The 18,305-nt window shown below is 37.7% G+C and carries 18 protein-coding genes; 10 read left to right on the plus strand and 8 right to left on the minus strand.

The genetic code is table 11. The features are described 5' to 3' along the window. Positions 1-104 precede the first annotated feature (104 nt). The gene (locus GD441_RS12805; protein ID WP_153126824.1) at positions 105-2,405 is read left to right on the plus strand and encodes a glycoside hydrolase family 65 protein; all 2,301 of its coding nucleotides are present in this window, start codon (positions 105-107) and stop codon (positions 2,403-2,405) included. An 86-nt stretch (positions 2,406-2,491) separates the two neighbouring features. Here the strand turns inward: GD441_RS12805 and pgmB are convergent, their stop codons facing one another. After that, positions 2,492-3,190: a beta-phosphoglucomutase gene (pgmB, locus tag GD441_RS12810; protein WP_153126825.1), complete on the minus strand. Its 699-nt coding sequence runs from the start codon at positions 3,188-3,190 to the stop codon at positions 2,492-2,494. 248 nt (positions 3,191-3,438) lie between these two features. Continuing rightward, positions 3,439-3,984: a hypothetical protein gene (locus GD441_RS12815; RefSeq protein ID WP_153126826.1), complete on the minus strand. Its 546-nt coding sequence runs from the start codon at positions 3,982-3,984 to the stop codon at positions 3,439-3,441. A 317-nt stretch (positions 3,985-4,301) separates the two neighbouring features. Between GD441_RS12815 and GD441_RS12820 the strand changes: the two genes are divergently transcribed. From GD441_RS12820 to GD441_RS12835, 4 genes are all read left to right on the plus strand, one after another. Then, positions 4,302-4,502: a hypothetical protein gene (locus GD441_RS12820; RefSeq protein WP_338091711.1), complete on the plus strand. Its 201-nt coding sequence runs from the start codon at positions 4,302-4,304 to the stop codon at positions 4,500-4,502. A gap of 374 nt (positions 4,503-4,876) precedes the next feature. Continuing rightward, positions 4,877-5,626 carry a DeoR/GlpR family DNA-binding transcription regulator gene (locus GD441_RS12825; RefSeq protein WP_153126828.1) on the plus strand — a complete coding sequence of 250 codons (750 nt, stop codon included), beginning with the start codon at positions 4,877-4,879 and terminating at the stop codon, positions 5,624-5,626. Continuing rightward, on the plus strand, positions 5,623-6,537 hold the full coding sequence (gene pfkB / locus GD441_RS12830) for a 1-phosphofructokinase (protein WP_153126829.1): 915 nt from the start codon (positions 5,623-5,625) through the stop codon (positions 6,535-6,537). Before GD441_RS12825 ends, pfkB begins: the two co-directional genes overlap by 4 nt. 56 nt (positions 6,538-6,593) lie before the next feature. After that, on the plus strand, positions 6,594-8,462 hold the full coding sequence (locus GD441_RS12835; RefSeq protein WP_153126830.1) for a PTS fructose transporter subunit IIABC: 1,869 nt from the start codon (positions 6,594-6,596) through the stop codon (positions 8,460-8,462). Positions 8,463-8,715: 253 nt separating this feature from the next. Here GD441_RS12835 and GD441_RS12840 read toward each other — a convergent pair whose 3' ends face one another. The 4 genes from GD441_RS12840 to GD441_RS12850 all read right to left on the minus strand — a co-directional run bounded on the left by GD441_RS12840 (position 8,716) and on the right by GD441_RS12850 (position 11,793). Next, positions 8,716-9,384 (minus strand): DUF2642 domain-containing protein, encoded by a 669-nt coding sequence (locus GD441_RS12840; protein ID WP_153126831.1) that lies wholly within the window; start codon positions 9,382-9,384, stop codon positions 8,716-8,718. Between the two features lie 15 nt (positions 9,385-9,399). Further along, complete coding sequence (locus GD441_RS12845; RefSeq protein ID WP_153126832.1) at positions 9,400-10,755, minus strand: arsenic transporter; 1,356 nt, start codon at positions 10,753-10,755, stop codon at positions 9,400-9,402. After that, positions 10,748-10,879 (minus strand): hypothetical protein, encoded by a 132-nt coding sequence (locus tag GD441_RS17480; RefSeq protein WP_263862448.1) that lies wholly within the window; start codon positions 10,877-10,879, stop codon positions 10,748-10,750. Before GD441_RS17480 ends, GD441_RS12845 begins: the two co-directional genes overlap by 8 nt. A gap of 398 nt (positions 10,880-11,277) precedes the next feature. Next, the gene (locus tag GD441_RS12850; protein WP_153126833.1) at positions 11,278-11,793 is read right to left on the minus strand and encodes a hypothetical protein; all 516 of its coding nucleotides are present in this window, start codon (positions 11,791-11,793) and stop codon (positions 11,278-11,280) included. A 213-nt stretch (positions 11,794-12,006) separates the two neighbouring features. Here GD441_RS12850 and GD441_RS17485 point away from each other — a divergent pair, with 213 nt between their 5' ends. After that, the gene (locus GD441_RS17485) at positions 12,007-12,750 is read left to right on the plus strand and encodes a hypothetical protein (RefSeq protein ID WP_153126834.1); all 744 of its coding nucleotides are present in this window, start codon (positions 12,007-12,009) and stop codon (positions 12,748-12,750) included. 406 nt (positions 12,751-13,156) lie between these two features. Here GD441_RS17485 and GD441_RS12860 read toward each other — a convergent pair whose 3' ends face one another. Beyond that, positions 13,157-14,218: an LLM class flavin-dependent oxidoreductase gene (locus GD441_RS12860; protein ID WP_153126835.1), complete on the minus strand. Its 1,062-nt coding sequence runs from the start codon at positions 14,216-14,218 to the stop codon at positions 13,157-13,159. Between the two features lie 226 nt (positions 14,219-14,444). Between GD441_RS12860 and GD441_RS12865 the strand changes: the two genes are divergently transcribed. Then, positions 14,445-14,744 carry a DUF3219 family protein gene (locus GD441_RS12865; protein WP_153126836.1) on the plus strand — a complete coding sequence of 100 codons (300 nt, stop codon included), beginning with the start codon at positions 14,445-14,447 and terminating at the stop codon, positions 14,742-14,744. Between the two features lie 98 nt (positions 14,745-14,842). Here GD441_RS12865 and GD441_RS12870 read toward each other — a convergent pair whose 3' ends face one another. Continuing rightward, positions 14,843-15,037, minus strand: coding sequence for an alpha/beta-type small acid-soluble spore protein (locus GD441_RS12870; protein WP_153126837.1), 195 nt, complete (start codon positions 15,035-15,037; stop codon positions 14,843-14,845). 355 nt (positions 15,038-15,392) lie between these two features. On the opposite strand from GD441_RS12870, the gene GD441_RS12875 reads away from it, so the two are divergent. From GD441_RS12875 to opp4B, 3 genes are read left to right on the plus strand one after another with little or no spacing between them, the layout of a single operon-like run. Beyond that, positions 15,393-16,418, plus strand: coding sequence for an ABC transporter ATP-binding protein (locus GD441_RS12875; RefSeq protein WP_153126838.1), 1,026 nt, complete (start codon positions 15,393-15,395; stop codon positions 16,416-16,418). Next, a complete protein-coding gene (locus tag GD441_RS12880) occupies positions 16,396-17,322 on the plus strand; it encodes an ABC transporter ATP-binding protein (RefSeq protein WP_153126839.1) in 927 nt (308 codons plus the stop codon). Before GD441_RS12875 ends, GD441_RS12880 begins: the two co-directional genes overlap by 23 nt. Positions 17,323-17,335: 13 nt before the next feature. Beyond that, positions 17,336-18,301 (plus strand): oligopeptide ABC transporter permease, encoded by a 966-nt coding sequence (gene opp4B / locus GD441_RS12885; protein ID WP_153126840.1) that lies wholly within the window; start codon positions 17,336-17,338, stop codon positions 18,299-18,301. Positions 18,302-18,305: the final 4 nt, after the last annotated feature.

The raw sequence follows: 18,305 nt of genomic DNA on the forward strand, positions 1-18,305 counted from the left end.
CGGAAAGCAAGTGCTTCTCGCTGCAATCAACGGGCAAACTTTATAGTCTGAAAACAACAATCTATGCTAAAAGAGCCAAGAATAAAGAGGTAGAGGTGTTTTTTATGACTTGGACCATTCAATCAAATAGCTTAAAGGTGGAAGACCTCTTAACAGAAGAAAGCCTGTTTTTCACAGGAAATGGCTATTTAGGTATTAGAGGAAACTTTGAAGAAGGGTATGATGAAGAGGTAAAAACGATTCGTGGAACCTATTTAAATGCCTTTCACGATATCATCGATCTATCATATGGGGAAAAGCTATATGCCTTTCCGGAAACACAACAAAAGCTTTTAAATATCATCGATAGTCAAACGATCAAAATAGCCCTAGTCCATGATGGAAAAGAAGAGTGGTTTTCTCTTTTTTCCGAAGAAGGAGAAATATTATCCTATGAACGCAAGCTCCATTTAAATAAAGGATATTCTGAGAGAGTCATCCATTGGCGCTCTCCTTCAGGTATGGAAGTAAAGCTTCGTTTTAAACGGATTGTTTCCTTTACATATTTAGAGCTTTTTATTCAAGAGGTTCATATTGAACCGGTGAATTATACAGGAACGGTTAAAATTTTTTCGACAATCAATGGAGATGTTTCAAATTTCGTTGATAAAAATGACCCCCGGGTTGCATCGGGACATGCAAAAAGATTAGAAGTAACCAATGTGAAACTTGAAAACGATATAGCAGCAGTTGAAGTTGAAGCTTACCGTTCTAAGCTAAAAGCGGCCTGTGCTGTGTCACATCGACTAGGAACCTACGGTGATATGAATCATGTTCAAAAGGAGAAATCGATTGAGACAACAATTACCTTTGATTTAAAGCAGCCGATCACATTGACGAAAACAAGCATTTTTACAGATACTTTACGGCATGGGAATCAACCTCTTCAAAAAGCACTTGAAATTCAATACTCCTTAAGGAATAAAACGTTTGATGAAATTTTACTTGAACAAGAAGCTTATTTGAATGATTTTTGGCGGTATGCAGATATTCAGATTACAGGTGATGACAAGCTTCAAGAGGGAATACGCTTTAATCTTTATCATTTGCTTCAATCAGCTGGTAGAGACAAGTACTCTAATATCGCTGCAAAAGGTTTGTCTGGTGAAGGGTATGAAGGCCATTATTTCTGGGACACGGAAATTTATATGGTTCCTGTTTTTCTAATGACAAAGCCTGAGTTGGCCAAGCAGCTTCTCCTTTATCGTTATTCCATTTTAGATGGAGCAAGAGAACGTGCAAGAGAAATGGGACATAAGCAAGGAGCTTTATTTCCATGGAGAACGATTTCTGGAACAGAGTGTTCAGCTTTTTTTCCAGCGGGAACTGCTCAGTATCATATAAGTGCCGATATTGCCTATAGCTATATTCAGTACTATTTGGTGACGAAAGACTTTGAATTTTTGACACATTACGGTGCTGAACTGCTGATGGAAACAGCTCGTCTTTGGATGGATACAGGTCACTTTCATGAGGGCAGGTTTAAAATTGACGCAGTGACAGGTCCAGATGAATATACGTGTATTGTAAATAACAATTATTACACAAACGTAATGGCCAAGTACAACTTAACTTGGGCTGCAAAAGCGTATGATATTTTAAAAGAACATGATCCTGATCGATTCCATGAGCTTAAAGAAAAGATTCTGTTAGATGATCACGAGGCTGTTGATTGGAAGAAAGCAGCTGAACATATGTATTTGCCTTATGACGAAAAGTTAAATATTAACCCACAGGATGATACATTCATTCAAAAGGAAGTGTGGGATTTTGAAAATACGCCAGAAGATCATTATCCGTTACTATTACATTATCACCCGTTAACCTTATATCGTTATCAAGTGTGTAAACAGGCGGATACGGTTCTTGCCCACTTTTTATTAGAGGATGAACAAGATTTCTCCGTCATTAAAGACTCATTTGATTACTATGAAAAAGTGACAACACATGATTCATCCTTATCGTCATGCGTGTTCAGCATTATGGCTTCAAAAGTAGGCTACTATGACAAAGCGTATGATTATTTCATCGAAACGGCTCGTCTAGACCTTGATAATACACATGGCAACACAAAGGATGGCCTCCATATGGCCAATATGGGTGGAACTTGGATGGCGATCGTCTTTGGCTTTGCAGGACTCCGTATTAAGGAATCAGGCATCTCTTTTCACCCCTCCATTCCAAGACAGTGGGAGTCTTTTACGTTCACTCTACAGTATGAAGGACGTTTGCTTCGAGTTTCCATTGGGAAAAATAGTGCTATCTTCCAACTAGAAGAAGGGGAAGATTTATTAGTGAAAATTTATGATAAAGAATATCAAGTGAAGATTCAGGAACCTATTGAAGTTCAATTAGAAAATATATAAGAAAAATAAGATCAAACCTTTTGATTGGGTTTGATCTTATTTTTTGATAGATTGGCGCTGGAATTAGGATTCGGATATAGGTTGCACTACGCCTCTATGGGCTCGCTAATTGAAGCGTTTTCATTAAAAGCTTTTAGAATCGTTTTTAATTGTAATTCGGACGTGGAAGAAAAAACTAAGTTTGCGTGTGATAGTATCTCATGGTCCCCTACTCCAACAGAGAACATTCCTGCTGAGTTGATCGCGTCTACCCCGCTAGCTGCGTCTTCGATTCCAATACATTGCTCTGGCTTTACACCTAGCTGTTTTGCGGCAGTGAGGAATATTTCAGGATCTGGCTTACCTTTAGAAATTTTCGCTGAATCCACAATTGTATCAAATGATTCGGTCAATCCCAGAGAATCCACTACAGCAAAGGCGTTTTTACTAGCAGATGCCAATCCAATTTTGAAACCGTTCTTCTTTATTTCCTCGATAAAAGTTTTGATTCCTGGTAAAACATCGTTAGGGGTTATGTTTTTAATAAGTTCTTTATAATGGTTATTCTTTTGAGCTGCAAATTTTTCTTTATCTTCAGGTGTAAAGTGTTCTCTCTTACCTCCATGCTCTAAGATGAGGTCTAAAGAATCCATACGGCTGACACCCTTTAGTTTTTCATTAAAATCTCTGTCAAAATCAATTCCAAGTTCGTTTGCTAAAGCTTTCCAAGCTAAAAAATGATACTCAGCTGTATCGGTAATGACTCCATCTAAATCAAAAATAAAGGCTTCTGGTGTTTTCCCCATTTCATTTCCTCCCCGTATGTATGTTTAATGGAAAATCAGCGGTACATAAGGTTTGTTCTTATCATCCTTTCAAGATAAGTGTAGCTCTTTATTTTGAATAATAGAAGCATAAAATTCAGATTGGAGATCTATCTAGAACATCATGTTTTGAGAGCTGTTTTCTTGTATTTTTACGGTGCCTTTATACGGTGCCTGACACCCGAAATGGACAATTGTATTTCTGTGGTGCCTGACACCCAAATTAGTTTTCAGTACGATTTGATTTTTGCTTCGAATTGTCTGAGCGTTAATTCATTTAACTCTGGAAAACCTTCTTCTTCAAGGGTAATGGTTTTTCCTTCGTAAACAGGGTAAACTCCTTGCCATCCCCCGACAATGGTATAAATTTTTGTTCCTGGAACAGGTTTTAGAAAGCTTACATATCGACCCTCACCCATCGGTCCTGGGTATATCTTATTAATAGGATTTAATGGAAGAGGAAGGGGTTCAATTCCGGTTGATAACACGGTGATGATTCGGCCACTGGTTCCCTTTAAATATTTGTCGACATGAAAGTTTTGTACAAAATTGACGAGCTGCCCCTCTTGTACAGATTTTTTTAACGGCTGTCTCTTATAAGAAGTATCGTACCAACCATAAGCAATTAATGTTGAACCATTAACTAAATTCTTTATGTTTGCGGCACGCTTGATATTTACTACTTGTTTTGGGATGGCAATTTTTTGCGCTTGAACAGGTAAGTGAAACGTAAATAGCAAACATATACAGATTAAAAACGTAGACCATACCTTCATTCCATCACCTCATAATAAAACTTTGACCGAGCGTTACTATTGTTTAACAGTCTTTCTTTTTTTATGTAACCGTTTTATACCTGTTTCCTTTTTCCTAAAGTTAACGGTGCCCTCTGTCCCTATTGTAAAAATTACCGAAAGGCTGAATCGGCTAATCATTCTTTTAATTGATTGGCGGATTGAAGACCGCCAATTGCTGTAATGCCGTCAGTCATATTTTGAATATATTTTACAAATCAGATATTTTATAATATATTAATGGCTTTTTCTTACCAGTTAAGACGCTTGATGCTTCGATTGCGCAAAAAAAGGGAGCCATGCTGACCCTTTCCAATCAAGAAACGGATGAGAAAGAGCAGGAAATAGGAGATAAGAGCACAGGGAATTCTGGTAATCCATCAGAAACAGAAATCGTTAAAGATGGTAGCTCTGAAGAAACAGAGATTATTGAAAATGGAAGTTCTGAAAAAACAGAAGTAGATGAAGCAGTTGTTCATGATCCGATGATTATGAAATGATTGATGAAGGTTATAATGCTTAGGAACCTCCAGAAAAATCATTTTGGACCTATACTTTTCTTTTATTAGAAAAACTCCTTTGTAGAAGTCTTGTATGTTGTAGGGAACCATACAAGGTCAACAACTTCTACAATAGGAGTTTTTTTTTATTAGTCATGCAATGCTAGTCGGACTGGCCCTTAGACTTTTTGATCATCAGAAAAAACGTATTACATGTTATTGAACCATCTCTTGAACTCTATCATTTTTCGTGAATGTTATTGATAGTTTTTGATTGTTATTGATAGAAAATGAAAGAATTTGATTGATTTTTGAAATCGGTTGCAGTACAATGAATACAAACATAAAAGGATTGCCGTTAAGGAGGTGAGGGAGTGTTAACACCCGAACGTCATCGTTTGATTTTACAGCTGTTGAAAGAAAAGAGCATTGTAAAAATTCAAGAACTGGTCGACTTAACGCAAACATCTGAATCCACAATCCGCCGAGATCTAACTCAATTAGAGCAGGGAAAGTTTTTAAAAAGAATTCACGGTGGAGCAGCAAGATTGCAAGGAAAGCTTTCAGAACCGAGCATGACAGAAAAATCCACCAAAAACCTTCAACCAAAACGACAAATTGCTCAATATGCTGCAAGTTTGGTGGAAGAAGGAGATTGCATCTATTTAGATGCTGGGTCCACTGTCATGGAAATCATTCCTTTCCTTCCGAAAGACATCGTTGTTGTAACAAATGGATTAATGCATATAAACCCTTTGTTGGAAAGAAACATTACTACCTATTTAATAGGTGGATATGCGAAGCAAAAAACAAACGCGATTATCGGACGAGGTGCATTAGCAAGTCTTGAACATTATCGCTTTGATAAATGCTTCATGGGAGTAAACGGCATTCATTCACAGTTTGGGTATACAACTCCAGATCAAGAGGAAGCCATGATTAAGCAATTAGCGATTTCTTTATCACGAGAAGCTTTTGTTCTGAGTGACGACTCGAAGTTTTCTGAAATTGCTTTTGCCAAAATTGTGGACCTGCATGAAGCAACCATTATTACAAATGAATTAGATCCAGAGACAAAAGAACAATATATGAGCAAAACCACAATTAAGGTCGTGACATCATGATATACACATTAACGTTAAATCCATCAGTAGACTATATTGTTGAATTAGATCAAGTCATTTTAGGAGGACTTAACCGAACAAAAAATGATACCAAATTCCCGGGTGGAAAAGGAATAAACGTCTCCAGAGTGTTGAAAAGATTGGATATGAACAGTAAATGTCTTGGATTTATTGGAGGCTTTACCGGTGAATACATTAATAATTACCTAAAAAACGAACAAATCGAAACGGGTTTTGTACAAGTAAATGGAGATACACGTATAAACGTTAAGTTAAAGTCTGAAATTGAAACAGAAATTAATGGAAAAGGACCGAATATTACTGAGGCTGATTTTGAAGCTTTAAAGGAGAACATTCGAAAACTGACAAGTGAAGATTTATTAGTCCTTGCAGGGAGCATTCCTTCTACGATGCCAGCTACTACCTATGAAGAACTCGTTAAAATCTGTAATGAAAACGGAACAAAGTTCGTGGTAGATGCAGAAGGAGATTTATTGAAAAATGTTCTTCCTTATAAACCGTTTTTAGTAAAGCCGAATCACCATGAGTTAGGTGAGTTATTTAATACTTCGATTTCAACTTGTGAAGAAGTGATTCCATACGGGAAAAAACTGGTCGAAATGGGTGCTGAAAATGTCATCGTTTCACTCGCTGAAAAAGGGGCTGTATTGATCAATAAAGAACTAACTTTGATGGCTAGTGTACCAAAAGGAAAAATGCAAAGTTCCGTAGGTGCTGGGGATTCAATGGTTGCTGGGTTTCTAGCAATCTATGAAAAAACAAAAAATGTAAGAGAAGCTTTTCGTTACAGTGTAGCCTCAGGAAGTGCAACTGCATTCTCGATCGGGCTATGTACGAAAGAAAAAGTAGAAGAACTAGTACCACAAGTAAAATTGGTTGATATTCAGTAAAGAGGAGCATGATTTAGCGGGGGGATATCCCCCTGCTTAAAGAGAGGAGAAAGACCATGAGAATTACAGAGCTGTTAACTAGAAAAACGATTACTCTGTCCATAAAAGGTCAAAAAAAACAAGATGTCATTGAAGAGCTTGTTTCGGTACTGGAAAAAGCAGGGAAATTAACAGACCGTAATCAATTTAAGCAAGCTATTTTAAAAAGAGAAGAACAAAGTACAACTGGAATTGGTGAAGGTATTGCTATTCCACATGCCAAAACAACAGCTGTAAAAGAAGCAGCCATTGCATTTGGTAAATCAGTAAATGGTGTGGATTATGAGTCACTTGATGGTCAGCCAGCTCACTTATTTTTCATGATCGCTGCTCCAGAGGGGGCAAATAACACTCATTTGGAAGCGTTATCCCGCTTGTCAACGATCTTAATGAATGAGGAAGCTCGGACGAAGCTATTGAACGCAACAACAGAGAATGAAGTACTCCATATTATTGATAGCTATGATCAAGAAAAAGAGTCTGTAGATCAGTCTATGGAAGGGAAAAAGCAATTTATCGTAGCTGTAACAGCATGCCCGACTGGTATTGCTCATACGTATATGGCAGCTGATTCTTTAAAAGCAAAAGCAGCTGAAATGGGTGTAGATATAAAAGTAGAGACAAACGGTTCTGGTGGAGCAAAAAATGTCCTAACTCCTTCAGAAATTGAAAACGCTGTCGCAGTCATTATAGCAGCGGATACGAAAGTAGAAACAAACCGATTTAAGGGTAAGCATGTCATTCAAGCTGCAGTCGCAGACGGAATCCGTAAACCTCAAGAATTAATTGAAAGAGCGTTAAAACAAGACGCTCCATTGTTTAAGGGAGATGGTGGTGTTTCCCAAGCTTCCGAACAAAAAGATCAAAAAGTGGGTTCCATGATTTACAAACACTTAATGAACGGTGTATCAAACATGCTTCCATTCGTTGTCGGTGGAGGAATTTTGATTGCTATTTCATTCATGTTTGGCTATAACGCATTTAAACCAGATGATCCATCCTATCATCCGATTGCTGAAGCTCTTATGACTATTGGTGGTGGGAATGCGTTCGGATTAATTGTTCCGATCCTTGCAGCATTTATTGCCATGAGCATTGCCGATCGTCCAGGGTTTGCAGCTGGTGCAGTTGGAGGAATGTTGGCTTCTAGCGGAGGTGCAGGCTTCCTTGGCGGGATCATTGCAGGATTCTTAGCTGGTTACTTGGTTGTTGGATTGAAAAAAGTTTTTGCTGGACTCCCCGCTTCATTAGAAGGAATTAAAACGATTCTTTTATATCCGTTGTTCGGAATTGCTTTAACAGGATTTATCATGTTATATGTAGTAAACAAGCCAGTGGGTGCACTAAATACAGCCATAACTGAATGGTTATCAGGTTTAGGAACAGGAAATGCTGTTTTACTTGGGGTTGTTTTAGGACTCATGATGGCCTTTGATATGGGAGGTCCGGTCAATAAAGCTGCCTATGTATTTGGTACAGGATTATTGGCAAATGGTGTATATGAGCCAATGGCAGCTGTAATGGCAGCAGGAATGGTACCTCCATTAGGCATCGCATTGGCAACAACCTTCTTTAGAAACAAATTTACGAAACAAGAAATAGATGCTGGAAAGGCTAACTACATTATGGGATTATCCTTTATAACAGAGGGGGCTATTCCATTTGCAGCAGCTGACCCAGTTCGTGTGATCCCATCTATCATGGCTGGATCAGCGGTAGCAGGTGCATTATCCATGATGTTTGGAATCGGACTCCGTGCTCCACATGGCGGAATGTTTGTTGTACCTCTTGTAGAAGGCGGCTGGTTCATGTATTTATTAGCCATCATCGTTGGATCTGTTGTTTCCGCTTTATTAATCGGATTCTTGAAAAAACCAATTAAATAATCAATTGATTATGAAGCCAGCAAGTCGAAAATGATTTGCTGGCTTTATTTTATGTGGAACCCAAAAGTTCTTCCCCAATAAAAAAACTCCGAATTTTGCCTACCATACCCTAATTGTAACGTTAATTTTTCAAGCAATTTAGCTCGAATTAAACAGTTAAAGCAAATCAAAAAATATGAAAAGCTCAAACTATTATCGAATAGCTTGAGCTTATGATTTATACAGCTTTTCCATTTAGAAAGCATGTCAAAAATTATGCTTGATGAACGGTTTTTATATGCTGTAGGTTTAAATAAACGAGATCCTCCCTTGCTGTACGAAGTTCTATAATGTTATCTTCAATATTATTTAATTTCCCTATGAAGTTCGAATGCTCACCAATATTAAATATGACTAATTCCCCAATTAGTTTTTCTAACTGAACATCAAATGTTCTTGCTAGTGAAATATTTGATGGAGAGTATGGCAGATCTTTATTGCTTAAACCATAAGGTTTCTGGTTTTGGGAATAGGGGATGAGCCACTTCAAATGATTTAATGTTATAAACATCGTTTTATAGACTGGAGAATTGAAGACAAAATAGTTATTCATGATGCTTGTAATATATCCTTGTATACGTTGATTTCCAGTTACATATATTTCTGTGAACATTCCCTTAGCAGAAGTGAGGACTTTTCGTAAAGACAAATCATCTTCTGTTTCTATGGTAGGCGGTTCTGTAGAAGGCATGATTTGATATTCATTGGTTCGACTAATTTTAAAATTTTGAATATGCAATAGAGGGATATAGACAAAGTCTATACCATTAAACAATACAATCACATCATTGCCAGCATCTATTAGAATTCCGTTTAATATATTTTTTCCTGACACTTCAATACTAAGTGTTTGTCCTATTAAATGATGAATAATTTTATTCAAAAATGTACCCCCTTTCTAAATAAACAGCATGCTTATCCATAAATAAAGGCTGATTAAGCTTATGATTAGGCCTATTGGGATGATTAACAGTGTAACTTGAAGATATTTTCTCCAAGAAATAGGGACGGAGTGTTTTTTTAATATATACATCCAAATCAGTGTGGCCAGTGTACCAACCGGTGTTATTAATGCGCCTATATCACTTCCTATTACATTGGCAAGATAAGCAATTTGTAAAATACCAGGATCTAGTCCCATTTCAACAATCGATAAGGTACCGATCATCACGGCTGGGAGATTATTAAATACATTTGATAGAATCGTTAGTAAGATTCCCATTACAAAGGTAGCATTTAGCGCATTGTTTGAGATTAATCCTGTTAAATTTTCTACAATAAAATCATTTAAACCAACATTTTTTAAACCATAAACCAATACATACATATTAAAAGCGAATAACAAGATATGCCATGGAGTCTTCTTTATAATATCTGTTATTCCTTTGCCTGTCCGATACCATCTTAACAAGATTAGTAAGAAAGCACCGATTAGACCAATCGCCTCTAAGGGTACACCGAATGGAGTGAAGATAAAAAAGCTTGCTCGGGTTGCGATGACTAGTAGCATGCTGCCTTTAAACAAAGGCCAATCAATTTGTTCGGATTTTCTTTTCGTATCAAATGGATGTGAATATACAAACTGAGATGTTTGATTTCTCCATTTAACCGGTGTCGAAGAGATTTTTACTGGTAGTTCTTTTTTGAAGTATAAATAGAGTAGTAGGCCTATTGTTATGATTCCTAGAATGGAGGGGATAAACATCATTTGAAGGTAACTGTTCAGACTAAGACCTACGATTTTGAGGGCAATCAAATTTGAAATATTACTGACGGCAATAGGAGCACTTGCTGCGGTTGCAATTAAGGCACCTGATATTAAATAGGGAAATTGTTGATTAGGCTTTAGTTTAAGTAACAGTACGATGTGGATGATAATTGGTGTAGTGATTAGAATACTTCCGTCATTATTAAAAAACATTGTCATAAAGAAGCATAAAAGATTTGTATAGACAAAAAGTTTAATTCCCGAACCCCTCGAACGGGTTATGATGTTCGTGGCAATCCATTTGAAAAAGCCGATGCTATCCAAAACGACAGACATCATAATCGTTGATAGAATAGTTAAGGAGGCTCCCCTAACAATCTCAAAGATATTTAAAACATCACTCCATGGAACAATACCGTAAATTAATACGATTGCTGCTCCAATACTTGTTGGGATTATTTCATTAATTCCAAATGGTCTCCATAACATGAGTATGATGGTAAATAAAAAAATCGTTGTTATAATAATAAGTTGAGAACTATGCATTCACCTCGGCCGCCTTTTGATTGGTTGGTAATGTTTTGAAATTTTCGTTTGTATGTTGAGGCGGTTTAATAAACAAGTAATAGAAAATTCCTCCAGCTAATGTAAAGTATATAAACATAAACATAAGCTTTCCCTCCCTTCAAAATGAGTTTCTATTCCTAAACGTTTATTCTATAGGAAGGTTTCTAGCTTATATACAAAGATGATATGAAATCTTCCTTTGAAGTTTTTGTTGAACCAAACTAGTTTTTAAATTATTTTTCATCATAAATACCGCCAAAAAATATTAGATACTTGTCCCAAATGAAGGCATTTTTTTAAGCTCTATAACCATACTATGACTATTCAATCTTTTTCATGGAAGTTCGAAATCATGTAATCAACAAAGATTACATTAAGAGGATCAATGGGACAATTTAAAGTCTGTAATCTGGGGACAAATGTAGAAATTGATTTTAAAAGCTTTAAAGACTTTGTCGCTTCCAGTTGACAGAAGCGACAATTTATAAAAGTCTATTTAGCTCAACCTTCTGATGAACTACTCTCATCTTTCTTATCGTCTTTTTTATCTTTCCTATCGTCTTTTTTATCGCAATCGTCGTCTTTCTGTTTTTCTATTTTTTCTCCAAAGCTAATGTTTCGGATATGAAACAAATCAACATGAATGACTTCATCATTATTTATGATGCTTGCAAAATTTTCATTGAATCCATCAAGAACCCCTTCTACCTTCTCAGGGCCACCACGGTTAATTTTCACCCATTTGTGGCGCAATTTTCCCAATAAGCTAAAAAAGTTTGCCGCAGATTTAAACTTGAAGTCATGAGGTAAACACACATCAAACTTAAAACCATTTTTTGCATTTAATGTAATGCTTTTAACATGCTCCGGTCTATAGAAAACAACACCGTCATGCTCTGTTAAAATAACAAAAAAGTCATCCTTTACTTCAAGTAGTTTTCCAACACGTGACTCTGGTCCGCCTCGATTCACCTTTATTACTTCGCCCAATAAAGAAAGCATCATTTTTTTATTCATACTTTCTTATCCTCCTTATAATCTATTTCCCTGTATGTATATGTGTCATACAATGACAACGTACTACGACAATAGCCTGTTTTAACGATGAAGATAATAAATGGGCATAAAATAGGCGTATGAACTCCAAATTCATACGCATTTGGTCTTAACAAATAATGGTTATTTAACATATATTATATTGTTTATTACTATTATTAGGGTGTGGTATTAATGGAAAATAATGTGACTGATCATGATCTATTAGAGGTAGCTATTCAGAATGGTCTTTTTAAGTATTTAGATAACGATCCGATAGAAAAAGATGAAGATGATTTAAAGACCGAAATTAGTATGAAAGACAAAGGTTCACATGGCGACAAGGAAAATAAGAAAGACAAAGGCTCGCATGGCGACAAGGAAAATAAGAAAGACAAAGGCTCGCATGGCGACAAGGAAAATAAGAAAGACAAAGGCTCGCATGGTGACAAGGAAAATAAGAAAGACAAGGGCTCGCATGGCGACAAGGAAAATAAGAAAGACAAAGGCTCGCATGGTGACAAGGAAAATAAGAAAGACAAGGGCTCGCATGGTGACCCAGGTTCAAAGAAAGACGAAGGCTCGCATGGTGACAAGGAAAATAAGAAAGACATAGGCTCACATGGCGACAAGGAAAAAAAGAAAGACAAAGGCTCGCATGGCGACAAGGAAAATAAGAAAGACAAGGGCTCGCATGGTGACAAGGAAAAAAAGAAAGACAAAGGCTCGCAAAGTGACCCAGGTTCAAAGAAAGACGAAGGCTCGCATGGCGACAAGGAAAATAAGAAAGACAAAGGTTCGCATGGCGACAAGGAAAATAAGAAAGACAAAGGCTCGCATGGCGACAAGGAAAATAAGAAAGACAAGGGCTCGCATGGTGACAAGGAAAATAAGAAAGACAAAGGTTCGAAGGATGGCAAAGGTTCAAATAAGAAGTAGGGAGTCCATTGTTATGTATTCCCTTATCGGGTCAGTAACACTTTAAACATGAAATATACCAACATAAAGTTTGGCCAGATTCTAAATACTAGAGTAATTAAATCCTGCAGGGAAGTGATTTTGTCTTTCTGCAGGATTTATTACTAATCTTTCCATTCTAAATGGTTTTTCGGAAGAGATCTTAATGAAAATAGAGCTTCTCAAGGTTAAATTACATAAAAATGAAGTAGAAAATTCAGTTCATATTTTTTAAAAAAAGCTTCGAATAGACGCATCAAATAAAAAGACGTTCCCCACTATGCAGAACGTCTCCATAAATTACTATTGAATATCACTAAAAAGTCTTTTGATGAAGTTGATCCTTTACTTGGCTAATATGTTTTTTGACAATTGTTTCTTTTGCTGTTTATTCTTTATCTCTATATTTAATCATTTGTGTTTGATTACTTCTCTCCGTAACCTCCGCTACAATTTCAAAAGAATGAAGGCGTGCCTGGTGATCAAAAATTTGGGCGTTTACCATGATTTCATCAGCTTGTGTGTCATCCAAGAAGGATTGCAGCTTTTCTTTTACTGTTTCTGGACTTCCAATAATGGATGAACCAAGCTGCTGTTGAACGAATGCCTTTTCATAGTCGCTCCAAAGCTTGTCCATGTTATCAACTGGAGGCTGAAGTCTTGACGGATTATTGCGAAGGAGATTCAAAAATTGCTGATACATCGACGTTGCAAGTCGACGTGCTTCATCATCGGTATCCGCCGCAATGACATTTAGTCCAACCATTGCATAAGGCTCATCCAGTACTTCCGATGGGCGGAAATGATGACGGTATAGTTCAAGAGCCGGGAGAGTGTTTTCTGGTGAGAAATGGCTTGCAAAAGCAAATGGAAGTCCAAGTTCTCCTGCTAAACGAGCACTAAAACCACTTGAACCCAATAACCAGATAGGAATATTAAGTCCCTCACCAGGAATTGCTCTTACATGCATGTTCCCTGAAGTCAAAGATGGATTAAAATAAGAACGCAGTTCTTCCAATTGCTCAGGAAAATCGAGTCCATCATTTCTGCGATCACGACGTAAGGCACGGGCAGTAAGCTGATCAGTACCGGGTGCTCGACCTAGACCAAGATCGATGCGTCCAGGAAACAGGGATTCTAGAGTCCCAAATTGTTCGGCAATGACGAGGGGGGCATGGTTTGGAAGCATAATTCCGCCAGATCCTACACGGATCTTCGAAGTTCCAGCGGCCACATATCCAATCATTATAGAGGTTGCTGAGCTTCCGATGCCAGGCATATTATGGTGTTCAGCAAGCCAGTACCGATTATACCCCCATTTTTCAGCATGACGGGCAAGATCTAGTGTATTTCGGAACGATTCGGAAGGAGAACCGCCCTCAACAATTGGAGATAAATCAAGCACTGAGAATGGAATGTCACTTAGTCGTTTCCTATTTATGTTAGACATCAATTCATCTTCTTTCTTTTTTAATTCTTTTCAAGTGTGTCCATCATATTTTCTCTAAAATGCACAAGTATATTGTAACAATATTATTTCGGGTCTCAAAATAAAATGACTCCAAACAGTATTCTTGCTCGAAAGACAGTAAAACGCTATGATTTATTAACAACTATTTGATTAGGATTACTATTAGTTGGAAATTTTCTCTTGTAATAAACGAGGAGGAATCGATATGGTAACAGAAGTCCTATTAAATGATGTTCGTATAAATATCACAAACTATCAAGAAGAAGTCGTTCATGATAAAAAAACAGGAGAGTCATTACAAAGTATTTTATTTGATTTTAAAGTAACAAGTGAGGACTATCATAAAATTACAACGTTATTATATGAAAACAATTTTGTTGTGAAAGTTCCAGAGAGGAATCTTGAATTTAGAGGAACCATCAATCATTATTCAACGTCCATTACAAACCTTTATGAAGAAAATGCAGTCGGTGATTTTCGAGTTGGACTGATTGAGGTGAAATAATAGAGACCAAAAAAGACGAATCTTTTATTTTTTATGCAAAAAAGGGCTGCCCAAAAGTTTTATTTTTGGGACAGCCTCTTCTTCCTTACAAATCAACATTAAGAATTTTGTTGATTTCTAAGTTGGTTTTCTGCCATTGCGATCATGCGTTTTGTCATTTCGCCTCCGACAGAACCATTTGCTCGTGCGGTCGCGTTAGCACCAAGTTGAACTCCAAACTCGTTGGCAATTTCTTCTTTCATTTGATCTAGAGCACTTGCTGCACCAGGTACCAAAAGTTTGTTTCTCGCCATGATCCATCACTCCCGACGATAAATTGAGCAACCAAAAGATTGCTCGTACTTAAATTAACCGAATGACCATGAGACAATACGTTTCCCTGATGCCTCATTTCTTTATTTCGATTCATGCTGGACCAAATAAAAAACTGCAATAACAAGCAGTAATAACACGATATGTATTGAACGATTTTTTATCTATACATCATTATTCCAAAAACTATCATTCTTCAACAAAATTCGATGCGGAACAGTCTGTAGATGACAATTTTTGTAAAAAAATTTTTTTTGAATTTATGTAAAAAAGTGTATAAACTTAAAATAATTATCAGAAAATTAATTATTTTTATAAAAAGAAGGAGGATTCATCATGAAAAAACCAATCCTTCAGATCAATCACTTAACTACCTCTTTCCTCATCAATGGTCAATACTACCCTGCAGTGGACGATGTTTCTTTCACGGTGAATGAAAATGAAATAGTTGCTGTCGTTGGAGAATCGGGCTGCGGCAAGAGCGCCTTGGCACTCTCGATTATGCAGCTTCATCATAAGCAGCGAACGAAGCTGGAAGGTACTATTACATATAAAGGACGGAATCTCCTCACTCTGAATGAAGCACAGATGAACAAAGTACGCGGAGGAGAAATGGGGATGATTTTTCAGGAGCCGCTATCTGCTTTGAATCCCCTAATGACTGTGGGAAAGCAAATTGAAGAAAATTTGGATTACCATACCGATTTAAGCAAAACGCAGAAAAAGGAACGTACCCTTGAGATATTGGCTCAGGTGGGAATCCGTAATCCTAAGCTTACATATAAGCAATATCCACACGAACTTTCCGGAGGGATGAGGCAAAGGATCGTAATTTCGATCGCGATTGCGTGCAATCCATCCTTAATCATTGCAGATGAACCTACTACTGCACTGGATGTGACAATTCAGGCACAAATTTTAGATTTACTAAAATCTATTCAACAAAAAACACAAATGGGCATTATTTTGATTACGCATGATTTAAGTGTAGTCGCTGAAGTTGCCGATCGGGTTATCGTCATGTACGCAGGACAGATTGTAGAGATGGGCACTGTATCGGATATATTCAACCGTCCTTTGCATCCATATACGAGATCGCTATTGAATTCAATTCCTTCAGGGACGGATAATCAGAACCGTCTGCACGTAATTAAAGGCATGGTCCCTTCGATTATGAACATGACTAGAAAGGGCTGCAGGTTCAGAAAAAGAATTCCCTGGATATCAGAGAAGATGCATGAAGAAACGCCAGTCCTTCATGAAGTATCAAAAGACCATTGGGTACGCTGCAGCTGCTATCAGCACTTTTACTTTCAAGCTGAAGGAGGAGAACTGACAGATGGCATTACTCAAAGTAAATGATATAAAAGTGTATTTCCCGGTTCGTGGAGGATTTTTTCGAAGAGTGATTGATCAAGTCCGGGCAGTCGATGGTGTCTCCTTTGAATTGCGGGAAGGCGAAACGTACGGCCTTGTTGGGGAATCTGGAAGTGGCAAGTCGACGACAGGTAAAGCTATCCTCCTCTTGAACAAAGTTACCTCTGGGGAAATTTTATTTGATGGAAAAGATTTGACCAAGCTCGGAAAAAGAGAAGCGCGATCTTACCGTCAGGATATTCAAATGATTTTCCAGGATCCCTATTCTTCCCTCAATCCGAAAAAAAGAGTACTTGATATCATTGCAGAGCCGCTCAGGAATTTTCAACGTTTATCGCTGAATGAGGAAAGGCGCCAGGTCCAATTTTATTTGGAAAAAGTGGGGTTGAGTCCAGATTCTATTCATAAATATCCTCATGAGTTCTCAGGAGGACAGCGCCAAAGGATCGGCATTGCAAGGTCCTTAACATTAAAGCCGAAGCTAATTATTGCGGATGAACCGGTTTCTGCATTGGATGTATCTGTACAAGCACAAGTACTGAATTTCCTTCAGGATTTGCAGAAGGAATTTAAACTCACCTATTTATTTATAAGTCATGATCTTGGAGTAATCCGCCATATGTGTGACAGGATGGGTGTCATGTATAGAGGCCGCCTTGTCGAGGAAGGTACAAGCAAGGAAATATATGAGAATCCGCAGCATATATATACCAAAAGGCTGATAGCAGCCATCCCAGATATTCGTCCGGAAACGCGTGAAAGGAAAGGAAGTTTTCGTCAAGCAGTAGCGAAGGAATACGAAGAGTCTTATTCGAGCTATTTCGATGAAACGGGAAGGGTGTATGATTTAAAGCCAGTATCAAATACCCACTGGGTTGCGTTGCCATAAGGGGTGGAACAGTATGTTGAAATTTATTGTTAGACGCTTTTTCATTATGATCCCTCAATTGTTTCTTGTAAGTATTCTCGTTTTCGCCTTAGCAAAAGCCATGCCGGGAGATGCTCTGACCGGAAAACAATTAGATCCGAATGCAGATCCAGAGAGAATTGCCGAATTAAGAGAACAGCTAGGGCTGAATGATCCGATGCACATTCAGTATATACGTTGGATCAAACATGTTGCACAAGGTGATTGGGGCACTTCTTATACTCATAAAATAAAAGTAACAGACGTGATTGGAGACAGGATTTGGAATACCGTCTACTTAGCTCTAGCGATTTTTATCATTACATACTTCATTGCCATTCCTTTAGGGATTATAAGCGGAAGATGGAATGATACGTGGGCCGATAACTTGATTACTGGCTATAGCTACTTGGGCTTTGCAACACCAACTTTCATTTTTGCACTCATTATGCTCTTTTTCTTCGGTTTTACGCTCGATCTGTTTCCTACTGGCGGCAGCGTCGATCCGAAGACAGATCCCGGTACTATTGATTATGTGTTGAGTAAGATTGAACATTTGCTATTACCAGCGCTAAGCGGAGCACTTATTTCTACTGTTGGAATTATCCAGTATTTAAGAAGTGAAATTATTGACACGAAAATTAAGGATTATGTAAAAACAGCACGTTCAAAAGGAATTCCTGAATCAAAAGTCTATTTCAGGCATATCTTAAGGAACTCATTCCTGCCGATCGCTGCCTTTTTAGGATATGAAATCACTGGATTAGTTGCCGGTTCGATCATTCTTGAGACCATCTTTAGCTACCCGGGAATTGGCCAGCTTTTCGTCACCTCGATATCCCTTCGTGATTTCAGTGTTGTCACGGCCCTGATTTTGATGACTTCATTCGCCACACTGCTTGGAACTCTTCTATCAGACATTATTTTAAGCGTGGTAGATCCACGGATACGAATAGAATAGGGAA

Source organism: Peribacillus tepidiphilus, assembly GCF_009466385.1.
In the GTDB taxonomy this organism is placed as follows: domain Bacteria; phylum Bacillota; class Bacilli; order Bacillales; family DSM-1321; genus Bacillus_BN; species Bacillus_BN tepidiphilus.